The 10,976-nt window shown below is 64.1% G+C and carries 10 protein-coding genes and 2 pseudogenes; 11 read left to right on the top strand and 1 reads right to left on the bottom strand.

What is annotated here, in order from left to right:
- The 11 genes and pseudogenes from AC244_RS34375 to AC244_RS34325 all read left to right on the top strand — a co-directional run.
- Positions 1-230 (top strand): annotated as a pseudogene (locus AC244_RS34375) (carbohydrate kinase); the annotation flags it as partial.
- Positions 227-1,264, top strand: a complete 1,038-nt coding sequence (locus tag AC244_RS34370; protein WP_053253302.1) for a 2-hydroxyacid dehydrogenase — start codon at positions 227-229, stop codon at positions 1,262-1,264. The pseudogene AC244_RS34375 and the gene AC244_RS34370, both read left to right, overlap by 4 nt.
- Positions 1,264-2,796 (top strand): glycerol-3-phosphate dehydrogenase, encoded by a 1,533-nt coding sequence (locus tag AC244_RS34365; protein ID WP_053253301.1) that lies wholly within the window; start codon positions 1,264-1,266, stop codon positions 2,794-2,796. Before AC244_RS34370 ends, AC244_RS34365 begins: the two co-directional genes overlap by 1 nt.
- A 12-nt stretch (positions 2,797-2,808) precedes the next feature.
- Entirely contained in the window at positions 2,809-3,861 is a 1,053-nt protein-coding gene (locus AC244_RS34360; protein ID WP_053253300.1) for a class II aldolase/adducin family protein, read from the top strand.
- Entirely contained in the window at positions 3,858-5,144 is a 1,287-nt protein-coding gene (locus tag AC244_RS34355) for an FGGY-family carbohydrate kinase (protein ID WP_053253299.1), read from the top strand. Before AC244_RS34360 ends, AC244_RS34355 begins: the two co-directional genes overlap by 4 nt.
- A complete protein-coding gene (locus tag AC244_RS34350) occupies positions 5,141-5,980 on the top strand; it encodes a TIGR01459 family HAD-type hydrolase (protein WP_053253298.1) in 840 nt (279 codons plus the stop codon). Before AC244_RS34355 ends, AC244_RS34350 begins: the two co-directional genes overlap by 4 nt.
- A 14-nt stretch (positions 5,981-5,994) precedes the next feature.
- Entirely contained in the window at positions 5,995-6,933 is a 939-nt protein-coding gene (locus tag AC244_RS34345; protein WP_053253297.1) for a sugar phosphate isomerase/epimerase family protein, read from the top strand.
- A 104-nt stretch (positions 6,934-7,037) separates the two neighbouring features.
- Complete coding sequence (locus AC244_RS34340; RefSeq protein ID WP_053253296.1) at positions 7,038-7,823, top strand: DeoR/GlpR family DNA-binding transcription regulator; 786 nt, start codon at positions 7,038-7,040, stop codon at positions 7,821-7,823.
- Complete coding sequence (locus AC244_RS34335) at positions 7,820-8,587, top strand: triose-phosphate isomerase (RefSeq protein ID WP_053253295.1); 768 nt, start codon at positions 7,820-7,822, stop codon at positions 8,585-8,587. The genes AC244_RS34340 and AC244_RS34335 overlap by 4 nt, the downstream gene beginning before the upstream one ends.
- 43 nt (positions 8,588-8,630) lie before the next feature.
- A complete protein-coding gene (locus AC244_RS34330) occupies positions 8,631-9,068 on the top strand; it encodes an RpiB/LacA/LacB family sugar-phosphate isomerase (RefSeq protein ID WP_053253294.1) in 438 nt (145 codons plus the stop codon).
- A 203-nt stretch (positions 9,069-9,271) separates the two neighbouring features.
- Positions 9,272-10,549 (top strand): low temperature requirement protein A, encoded by a 1,278-nt coding sequence (locus tag AC244_RS34325; RefSeq protein WP_053253304.1) that lies wholly within the window; start codon positions 9,272-9,274, stop codon positions 10,547-10,549.
- Positions 10,550-10,874: 325 nt separating this feature from the next.
- Here AC244_RS34325 and AC244_RS37055 read toward each other — a convergent pair.
- Positions 10,875-10,976, bottom strand: a pseudogene (locus AC244_RS37055) (IS110 family transposase); the annotation flags it as partial.

Here is a 10,976-nt window from a genome sequence, read left to right as displayed (position 1 = left end):
GCTGCGATGATCGCGGCCGTGTCGCTCGGCGTCTATCCCTCGATGGCCGACTGCGTTCGTGACTGGGTGCTGCCGCACCAGCGCGCCGCCGAGCCTGCCGACGAGGCGCTTGCGCGCCGCTACGACGGCCTCTTCCCCTCCTACCAGCAGTCGCGCATCGCGCTCAGACCCGTTTGGCACGCACTCTCCCAAGGTGCGGCCTCGGACCACAACAGGAAAGACTGAAATGAAGAAGATAGCCATCATCGGCGACCGGTTCATGCTGCCGGACGTGTTTCGCGACAAGATCGTCGAAGCAAGCGGCGACGGCCATGAGATCCGCACCCTCGAGCTGCCCTGGCCGGATGTGCCGATGGAGCACGGTTATACGGTCGAAGGCATGGATGGCCTGAAGGAATATCTGGGCAAGGCGGACGATATCGTCGAATTCATCGGCGACGCGGAAATCCTGGTGACGCAGCTTGCGCCCCTGTCGCGCGGCATGCTGACGTCGCTTCCCGGGCTGAAGCTCGTTGCCGTTTCGCGCGGCGGACCGGTCAATATCGACATGGCGGCGGCACGCGACGCCGGCATCAGCGTCGTCAATACGCCCGGCCGCAATGCCAGCGCCGTTGCCGAATTTACGCTCGGCGCGATCCTCGCCGAGACCCGTCTGATCCGCACCGGCCATGAGGCGTTGCGCAAGGGCCAGTGGCGCGGCGATCTCTACCGCGCCGACCGCACCGGCCGTGAACTTTCTGAGATGACCGTCGGCGTCGTCGGCTACGGTAATATCGGCACCAAGGTGGTCCGGCTTTTGAGAGCCTTCGGCACCAAGGTTCTGGTGCACGACCCCTATGTGCAGCTCTCCGCCGACGATCTGAACGCCGGCGTCGAGCATGTGTCGCTCGACGATCTCCTGTCGCGCTCCGACCTCGTGACGCTGCATCCGCGTGTCACCGGGGAAACCAGGAACATGATGAATGCCGAGACCTTCGCGAAGATGAAGCCGGGCGCGATCTTCGTCAACACGGCGCGCGGGCCGCTTTGCGATTATGACGCGCTCTACGAAAACCTGGTGAACGGTCACCTGTCGGCGGCCATGCTCGAGACGTTCTCTGTTGAACCGGTGCCGGAGGACTGGCCGCTGCTGCAGCTCCCGAACGTGACGCTGACGCCGCATATCGCCGGCGCTTCGGTGCGCACCGTCACCTACGCCGCCGAAATGGCTGCCGAAGAAGTGCGCCGCTACATTGCCGGCCTGCCGCCGGTCAATCCGTGCTGATGACAGGAGGCAAGAACGTGGGTTCCGAGACCGGAATATATGATCTTTTCGTCGTCGGCGGCGGCGTCAACGGCGCCGGGATCGCGCGCGATGCCGCCGGGCGAGGGCTCTCGGTGCTGTTGTGCGAGAAGGACGATCTGGCGCAGGGCACGAGCTCGCGCTCGGGCAAGCTGGTGCATGGCGGCCTGCGCTATCTCGAATACTACGAATTCCGGCTGGTGCGCGAGGCGCTGATCGAGCGCGAGGTGCTGCACGAATCGGCCCCGCACATCATCTGGCCGATGCGCTTCGTGCTGCCGCACACCCCGGCCGACAGCCCCGCCTGGCTCGTCCGGCTCGGTCTGTTCCTCTACGACCACCTCGGCGGCCGCAAGCGCCTGCCGGGCACCCGCAGCCTGGATTTGAGGACCGCGCCGGAGGGCGCGCCGATCAAGCGGGACTATCGCAAGGCCTTCGAATATTCCGACTGTTGGGTCGATGACGCCCGGCTTGTCGTGCTTAATGCGCTCGATGCGCAGAAGAAGGGCGCGCGGGTTTTGACCCGCACCGCCTGCTGCGCCATCCGCCGGGTCGACGGCCTCTGGCAGGTGGAGATGACGGATTTGCGCACCGGCCTGAAAACGGAGGTGAGGGCGCGCTGCGTCGTCAATACCGCCGGGCCATGGGTCAACGACGTCATCGGCCGGATCGCCGGGCTTAATTCCAGCCGCAGCGTGCGGCTGGTCAAGGGCAGCCATATCGTCGTGCCGAAATTCTGGGAGGGGCGGCAGGCCTATCTCGTGCAGAACCCGGACAAGCGGGTGATCTTCATCAACCCCTACCAGAACGATCTGGCGTTGATCGGCACGACGGATATTCCCTATGAGGGACGCCCAGAGGATGTGTCGGCCGATGGCAACGAGATCGCCTATCTCCTGAAGTCGGTGAACCGCTATTTCAAGCAACAGTTGACCGAAGACGATATCGTCCACTCCTTCTCCGGCGTGCGCCCGCTCTATGACGATAATGCCGAGAACCCGTCTGCGGTCACCCGCGACTATATCTTCGAGGTCGATGCGGAAAACGGCCAAGCGCCGCTGCTCTCCGTCTTCGGCGGCAAGATCACCACCTTCCGTAAGCTGTCGGAGCATGCGTTGGAACGGCTGAAGCCGTTCTTCCCGCAGATGGGTGCGGCCTGGACCGCCAAGGCGCATCTGCCTGGGGGCGACATGGCCAATGCCGATTTCGAGCAGTTTCTCGGCGATCTCAGATCGCACTATCGCTGGCTGACGGCCGATCTCGCTAAGCACTATGCGCGGCTCTACGGCACACGCACCCATGACCTGATCGGCAATGCCCGGTCGCTCGACGACCTCGGCACTGTCTTCAGCCCGCTGTTTCGCGAGCGCGAGGCGCGCTTTCTGATCGAGACCGAATGGGCCGCGACGGCAGAAGACCTCCTGGAACGGAGGACGAAACACGGCCTGCACATGACGCCGGCCGAACGGCAGGCTTTCACCGGCTGGCTGGAGCGCCAGCAAGTGGCGGCCTGAAGGAGAGCAGGAATGCGCAGTCTGGAATTCGAGGCCCTGCTTGACGTCTCGGCGCGCGTCGGCGCCGATCCGCTGCTGGTGCAGGGGGCGGGCGGAAACACGTCGATCAAGGAGGTCGGCACGCTCTGGATCAAGGCCTCCGGTCTCTGGCTTGCCCATGCCCGCCAGCGTGACGTCATGGTGCCGGTGGCGCTCGACCCGTTGCTCGAAGCGCTGGAGCGCAATGATCCTGCGACCGAGAAGGCGCAGGACTTCGTCATATCAGAGATGAACCCTTCCGGCCTCAGGCCCTCGATCGAGACGACGGTGCATGCGCTGATGCCGCAGAAGGTGGTGATCCATGTCCACTGCGTCGAAACCATCGCGATCGCGGTGCAGACGAACGGCGCTGCCATCGCCGCCGAACGTCTGGTCGGCATCCCGCATGTCTTCGTGCCCTATGCGCGGCCGGGCCTGCCGCTCGCCCGGGCGATCGCCGAGCGGCTGCAGGAGAAAACCTCGGTGCTGGTCCTCGGCAATCACGGGCTTGTGGTTGCCGCCGAGACCGTCGCCGATGCGGTTATGCTTCTCACCGATGTTTCGCGGCGGCTGACGGTGCAGCGACGGCCGGCGCTCGCCGCCGACCTGGCGGCACTGTCGCGCCTTGCGGTCGACAGTGCCTATTGCCTGCCCGACGATGTGCGGCTGCATGCCGTTGCAACCGACCTTGAAAGCTGCCGGATTGCCGCCGGCGGCAGCCTCTATCCCGACCATGTCATCTTCCTCGGCAAGGGCTCCGTCATCGCCGCACCGGGCGAGACTGCCTTATCGATCGAGACGGCCAGGACGGAGCATGGCGAAAGCCTGCCGCCGCTGCTGCTTTTTCCCGGTAAGGGAGTGCTGGTCGAGAAGACCATTTCCGCAGGCGCGCTCGCCATGGCGCGCTGCCTTGCCGACGTCACGGCCCGCATCCCGGCGACGGCTCGGCTTCGCTATCTGAGCGACGCCGAGAACGCGGAACTGCTCGGCTGGGATGCGGAGAAATATCGCCAGCAGCTCAACCGGGCAGGGCAGGCGCTGCAATGAGCGGAAATCAGCACGCCCTGGTCATCGGCATCGACATCGGCACGTCGGGTGCGCGCGCCGTTGCCATGGCACCTGACGGCACGATCGTCGCATCCGGCGCGGCCAAGCTCGCGGCTTTCTCTGACGACCACCGTGATCCTGTCGGTTGGTGGAAGGCGGTGCAGGCGGCGCTTGGCGACGTGCTCGCGGCGGTCGATCGTCAGCGGATACGCGCCATCAGCATTGACGGCACTTCAGGCACGATGTTGCCGGTTGCCGCCGATGGTGCTCCGCTCGCCGCGCCGATGATGTACAACGATCCGGTTTCTGATCGGGCGATCCTGGAGGCGGTTGCGACCCATGCGCCGAAGGAAAGTGCTACCCATGGCGCGACCTCCGGCCTTGCCAAGGTGCTGGCTTTTCAGTCGGTTCCGGGTGTCTTTCGTGTCATCCATCAGGCCGATTGGCTGGCCGGACATTTTACCGGGCTCTACGATGTGTCCGACGAGAACAACGCGTTGAAGACCGGTTACGATCCCATCGCCAGGTGCTGGCCGGAGTGGATCGAAAAGACCGGCGCGCGCACCGGGCTGTTGCCGGAGGTGCTGCCGGCCGGCGAGCCGGTCGCGACGATTTCGCCCACCGCTGCCGAAGCCTTCGGTCTTTCGCGCGACGTGGTTATCGTTGCCGGCACGACCGACGGCTGCGCCTCGTTTCTGGCGACCGGCGCCGATCGCCCGGGCGATGGTGTCAGCGCGCTCGGAACGACGCTGACGGTAAAATTGCTTTCCGACCGGCCGCTGTTTGCGCCGGAATACGGTCTTTACAGCCACCGCATCGGCGACATGTGGCTGGCCGGCGGCGCGTCGAATACGGGCGGCGTGGTTCTGGCCGCTCATTTCTCCGCCGAGCGCATCGACGAGCTTTCGGCCCGCATCGATCCGGCTATTGATACCGGGCTCGACTATTACCCGCTGACGAAGCCGGGCGAGCGTTTTCCCATTGCCGATCCGAACTTCCAGCCGCGCCTGACACCGCGACCTGAGGACGACGCCGTCTTTCTGAAAGCGATCTTCGAAGGCATCGCCGGCGTCGAAAGCCTCGCCTATCAGAGGCTGACGGCACTGGGCGGACCCAAGCTCGGCTCCATCCGCACCGTCGGCGGCGGCGCTAAAAATGCGGTGTGGTCGGCGATCCGCGCGCGCAAGCTCGGCGTGCCGTTCCTGACGGTGCGCTCCGAGGAGGCCGCGGCCGGCACGGCGCGGTTGGCGCTTGCCGGTGCAAGACAGGCAGGTGTGTTATGAGTACCATTATCTCCGGCCTTGCTGATGTCGCCGATCGCTACGATGCCTTCCTGATCGACCAGTTTGGCGTGCTGCGTGACGGTCGCGGGCCCTATCTCGGTGCCGCCGCGACGCTGGTGCGGCTGAAGGATCAGGGCAAGCGCGTCATCATTCTCTCCAATTCCGGCAAGCGCTCGGCGGAAAACGACCGCCGCCTCGTCGATCTCGGCTTTGTCGCCGGCAGCTGGGACTGGTTCCTGACCTCGGGCGAGGTTGCCTGGCAGATCCTGAAGAAGGAGGGCGCGCAGGCAAGCGGGCGGCCCCGCAAGTGCCTGTTGATCAGCCGTGACGGCGACCTTTCGCCGCTGAACGGGCTCGACCTCGAGCGCACCGAAAACGGCGCGGATGCGGACTTCGTGCTGCTGGCGGCGAGCGAAGGCGATGTCTTGCCGCTGTCGCACTACGGGGCGCTGCTGGCGCCGGCGGCACGGCGCGGCGTGCCGTGCCTTTGCACCAATCCTGACAAGGTGATGCTGACGAAAACCGGAAACGCCTTCGGCGCCGGGCGGATCGCCGAGCTTTACGAAGAGCTCGGCGGCAAGGTGCGCTGGATCGGCAAGCCCTTTGCCGACATCTACGATTTCGCCCTCGACTTTCTTGGGCGTCCCGATCCGTCGCGCGTCTGCGCGATCGGCGACAGCATCGAGCACGATATCGCCGGCGCGGCGAGTGCCGGGCTTGGTTCGGTTCTGGTGGCCACGGGCATTCTGGAACATGCCCCTGACGAGGAGCGCCGAACGCTCTTTGCCGAGCATGGCGCCACGCCCGATTTCATCCTCCCGAAATTTCTCTGGTAGTCAGGAGTACCGCCTTGGCTTTCACGCTGTCGCTCAACACCAACCCGCTGGTCAATCGTTTTGCCGAGCCTGACGATCTGATCGAGACGATCGGCGAAGAGATCCGCATCGGCTACGTGCAACTGACGCACGAGTTCGTCAATCCGGGCTGGCCGGCGGCAACGATATCCAAGACCATCCGTCAATTCAGGGCAGCGCTCGGCCGCACCGGCGTCAAGATCACCTCGGGGATGACCGGGCCCTATGGCAGGCTCAATCATTTCGGCCATCCGGACCCGGATGTGCGGCGCTACTATGTCGACTGGTTCAAGACCTTCGCCGACATTTCCGCCGAGCTCGGCGCATCCGGCATGGGCACGCAGTTCGCGATCTTCACGCTGAGGGATTACGACGATCCGGCGCGGCGCGAGGAACTGATGAAGATCGCCATCGACTGCTGGCGCGAAGTGGCCGAACACGGCAAGGCTGCCGGTCTTGCCTATGTGTTCTGGGAACCGATGTCGGTCGGGCGCGAATTCGGCCACACGATCGCCGAGTGCCGTTCGCTCGACCAGCGGCTCGCCGAAGCGGAGCTGCCAATCCCGATGAAGATGATGGTCGATATCGACCATGGCGACGTCACTTCCGATAACCCTGCCGACATCGACCCCTATGCCTGGGCGGGCGCGTTTCCTGAGCGCTCGCCGATCATCCACATCAAGCAGTCGTCGATGAACAAGGGCGGGCACTGGCCGTTTACCGCCACCTACAACCGGGACGGCCGCATCACGCCGGAGAAGCTGATTGGTGCCGTGCAGGCAGGTGGCGGCACCGACAACGAGATCTGCCTGGAGCTTTCCTTCCGCGAGAGGGAGCCGACCGACCATAACGTCGTCGAGATGATCCGGGAGTCGGTGGAATTCTGGGAGCCTTACATCGATACCGGTTTCAACAGATCATCAAAATCACACTGAAATATCACAAAATCTCACACTGTAGATTGAAATATAACATTTAGGTGTTATCTTCTCAGGAGTGATGTCGCGCTCTCGCGGCATCGGGATCGAGGCGGATGACGATGAAGCCGGAAGACAGGCGACAGGCGATCATGGATGTGTTGATGGAGGCCGGCACGGCTTCCGTCGAAGACCTGTCGCTTCGTTTCGGCGTCAGCAAGATGACGGTGCATCGCGACCTCGACGATCTCGAGCAGGCCGGCCTCTTGCGCAAGGTCCATGGCGGCGCCTCGATTCAGTCCAGCCCGCAATTCGAAAGCGATTTCCGCTACCGCGAAAAAATTGCCGCCGCCGAAAAGAACCGTATTGCCGAATATGCGGCTGGTCTGATCGAGCCGGGGCAGAGCATCCTCATCGACGACAGTTCGACGGCCGGTGCGATTGCCGCCTGCATCAGGGACATTCGGCCGCTGACCGTCATCACCAACAATCTCGGCGTGATCACCAGCCTGTCCGGCGCGCCGGGCATCAACGTGATCGCGCTCGGCGGCCAGTACAGCAAGAAATTCAACGGTTTCTTCGGCATCGTCACCGAAGAGGCGCTGCGCTCGCTGCGCGTCGATATCGCCTTCCTCTCCAGTTCCGCGGTCGAGGGAACGGCAGCCTTCCACCAGGACCAGGAGGTCGTGCAGGCCAAGCGGCTGATGGCGAAGTCGGCGGCGCGCAAATATCTCATGGTGGATCACGACAAGTTCGGGCGGTCCGCCCTGCATTTCCTGACCGGGCTCGATGCCTTCGACGCGGTGCTGACCGGCGCCGAGGTGGCGGACGAGCACGCCGGCGCGCTCGGCGAGGCCGGCATCCGCCTGGTCAAGGTCGACAATCGAAAAGTATCGGAGAAAGCATGAGCAAGCCGCAGCTCTGGGTGGGCACAAGCTGGAAGATGAACAAGACGCTGGCGGACGCCCTGCTCTTTGCCGATGGGTTGGCGGCAGCGGATGGCGCCCGCGACGAGCGCATCCAGCGCTTCGTCATTCCGCCCTTTACCGCTGTGCGGCAGGTCAAGGAGCGGCTCGCGGCAACGAGCGTCAAGGTCGGCGCGCAGAACATGCACTGGGACGATGCCGGCGCCTGGACCGGCGAGGTGTCGCCCGTGATGCTGAGGGATTGCAACCTCGACGTGGTCGAGCTCGGCCACAGCGAGCGACGCGAGCACTTCGGCGAGACCGACCGGACCGTGGGGCTAAAGACGGCAGCGGCCGTGCGCCACGGCCTGGTGCCGCTGATCTGCATCGGCGAGACGCTGGCCGAGCGCGAGGCGGGCGAGGCGGACGCCGTTTTGAAGCGTCAGGTGGAAGGCGCGCTGGCGCTTCTTGAAGGCGATGCCCGCAAGGCCACGGTCCTGCTCGCCTATGAGCCGGTCTGGGCCATCGGCGTCAACGGCATTCCAGCGACTGCCGACTATGCCGATGCCCGCCACAAGCGGATCGCCGATGTCGCCGAGGCGGCCCTCGGTGTTCGCGTTCCCGTTCTCTATGGCGGCAGCGTCAACCCGGGCAATTGCGAAGAACTGGTCACTCGGGGGCATATCGACGGCCTGTTCATCGGCCGCTCCGCCTGGGACGTCAACGGCTATCTCGACATTCTGCAGCGTGTCTCGAAGGCGATCTGAGCCCCCGCACGCCGCAGATCAACAAGCACCGAAAGGAACCATCATGAAGATCGCAATCGGAGCAGACAGCGCCGGCAAGCCCTTGCTCGACGTCATCGCCGCCCACCTCAAGGGAAAGGTCGATCTTGAAGTCAACGACCTCAGCCAGTCCGGCTTCTATGCCGACCTGTCGCAGAAGCTGGCGCAGACCATCGTCGATGGCGAGAACGAGCGCGGCATCCTGTTCTGCGGCACCGGCATCGGCGTCTGCATCTCGGCCAACAAGGTGCCGGGCATCCGCGCGGCGCTGACCCACGACACCTATTCCGCAGAGCGGGCGGCCAAGTCGAACAACGCCCAGATCATCACCATGGGCGCGCGCGTCATCGGGCCGGAACTGGCAAAGTCGATCGTCGACGCCTGGCTTGTCTCCGAGTTCGACCCGAACGGCCCGTCTGCCGGCAATGTCGATGCGATCGATCGTCTCGACGCAGCGAAGTAGTACTACCGACCACCATTACCGCGATGCACGTTGATCCTCCCTCGCGCATTGCGGCGAGACGCCCGGCAGAGATGCCGGGCGTTTTCTCTTGCGGCGTTGCCGGGGCGGTCTGGCAGATCGCCGCGGCACTGCCGGCTTGACGAAGCTTCTGCAAATATTTGAACATGCTTGCATATCGTCACGTCAGCGAGGAATGCCGCCCCATGTCCGACGCCACAACGACACCGCCCTATGCCGGAAGCCACCGCCTGGCGCGCATGAGCGGCCGGGATACGCACGAGCATCACCGCACGGCAACGACGCTCGAGCTTCTGTTCGACCTGACCTTCGTCATCGCCTTCAGCCTCGCGGCGTCGCAGCTTGCGCATCTGGTGGCCGAAGGGCATTTCAAGGCGGGGTTGATCGGTTTTGCTCTGGCTATCTTTGCCATCTGCTGGGCCTGGATCAATTTCACCTGGTTTGCCTCTGCCTATGACACCGACGACTGGGTGTTTCGGTGCGTGACCATGGTGCAGATGGTCGGCGTGCTGATTCTGGCGATCGGCCTTCCCGCCATGTTTCACTCGATCGACGAGGGCGGCCATCTCGACAATGGCGTGATGGTTCTCGGCTATGTCGTCATGCGCGTTGCGATGATCTTTCAGTGGCTGCGCGCCACCCGCCAGGATCCGGCGCGACGTGACGCCTGCCTGACCTATGTGATCGCAATCGGGATTGCCCAGCTCGGCTGGATCGTCCTGATCTTTTTCGACTTCTCGCTCACGGTGAGCATTGCCATGGTCGTGGTGCTGACGGCTATCGAGATGCTCGGGCCCTATATCGCCGAGACGCGGCATGGCGGCACACCTTGGCATGCACACCATATCGCCGAACGCTACGGCCTTCTGGCGATCATCGCGCTTGGCGAGGGTGTCGTCGGCACGGTCGCCTCGATCACCGCGGTGGTGGAGGGGGAAGGCTGGAACCTCGACGTGGCGCTCGTCTGCCTTGCCGGCACCGGGCTCACATTCGGCATGTGGTGGATCTACTTCCTGTTGCCGAGTGCCGAGGTTCTGCATGTGCACCGCAGACGATCCTTCGGCTGGGGCTATGGCCACATCTTCATCTTTGCCGCGATCGTTGCGACCGGTGCGGGCCTGCATGTTGCGGCCTATTACATCGAGCACAAGGCGCATATCGGGTCGCTTGCAACCGTGTTGACGGTTGCCATCCCGGTCGCCGCCTATATCGGCCTGGTCTACGGCATGTATGCCTATCTGCTGCGACAGTCGGAGCCGCTGCATGCCTGGTTGCTCGCCGGCACCGTCCTCTTGCTTGGGGTGTCGCTCATAGCGGCAATGGCGGGCGTCGATATGGCGATATGCCTGATCATTCTGATGTTCACGCCCTTCGTGACTGTCGTCGGCTTCGAGGCGGTCGGCCATCGTCACCGGATGGCGGCGCTGGAACGTTGCCTCAGCGAGGTCGAGCCGGCGCATTGAGTGCGGGAATTCCCGAGTCGAAACAGCGGTTTGCCGGCTGGTGCTGAGGGTCTGATTCAGGTGGTTCAGAGGTTGATTCAAGAAGGGCGCGCAACGGCGCGTGGCTCCGCACATCGAAGCGACGGGTGAGCCTTGCCCCTCTCCTCGGGTTTAACCCGAGGACTAGCCCTCTCCCCGCAGGCGGGGAGAGGGGACGCGACCCACCGTTGGCCGCTGATTGCTGCGAGAAGGTGGCCGCCCGCGGCTGCAGGCGAGGGAGTTCGGACGCGGTGTGCGCCGCAGATGTCCTTCGCCCCGCTTGCGGGGAGAGCGACTGTCTTGTGGGTCAAGCGTTTTGCCATGGTTTGCGGTCCCGGATGATGGCGTTGAGGATGGTGAGCAGCTTTCGCATGGTTGCGACGATGGCGACGATCTTGGGTTTGCCGCC

This window comes from Ensifer adhaerens, from assembly GCF_001270265.1.
Taxonomy (GTDB): domain Bacteria; phylum Pseudomonadota; class Alphaproteobacteria; order Rhizobiales; family Rhizobiaceae; genus Ensifer; species Ensifer adhaerens_B.
Note: the sequence above shows the minus strand (reverse complement) of the source record. Positions and strands in the feature narration are given on the sequence as shown.

Excerpts from the sequence above, each read along its gene's own strand:
- AC244_RS34370 (WP_053253302.1), top strand. The coding sequence starts at position 227 with ATGAAGAAGATAGCCATCATCGGCGACCGGTTCATGCTGCCGGACGTG.
- AC244_RS34325 (WP_053253304.1), top strand. The coding sequence starts at position 9,272 with ATGTCCGACGCCACAACGACACCGCCCTATGCCGGAAGCCACCGCCTG.
- AC244_RS34360 (WP_053253300.1), top strand. The coding sequence starts at position 2,809 with ATGCGCAGTCTGGAATTCGAGGCCCTGCTTGACGTCTCGGCGCGCGTC.
- AC244_RS34335 (WP_053253295.1), top strand. The coding sequence starts at position 7,820 with ATGAGCAAGCCGCAGCTCTGGGTGGGCACAAGCTGGAAGATGAACAAG.
- AC244_RS34355 (WP_053253299.1), top strand. The coding sequence starts at position 3,858 with ATGAGCGGAAATCAGCACGCCCTGGTCATCGGCATCGACATCGGCACG.
- AC244_RS34350 (WP_053253298.1), top strand. The coding sequence starts at position 5,141 with ATGAGTACCATTATCTCCGGCCTTGCTGATGTCGCCGATCGCTACGAT.
- AC244_RS34365 (WP_053253301.1), top strand. The coding sequence starts at position 1,264 with ATGACAGGAGGCAAGAACGTGGGTTCCGAGACCGGAATATATGATCTT.
- AC244_RS34330 (WP_053253294.1), top strand. The coding sequence starts at position 8,631 with ATGAAGATCGCAATCGGAGCAGACAGCGCCGGCAAGCCCTTGCTCGAC.
- AC244_RS34340 (WP_053253296.1), top strand. The coding sequence starts at position 7,038 with ATGAAGCCGGAAGACAGGCGACAGGCGATCATGGATGTGTTGATGGAG.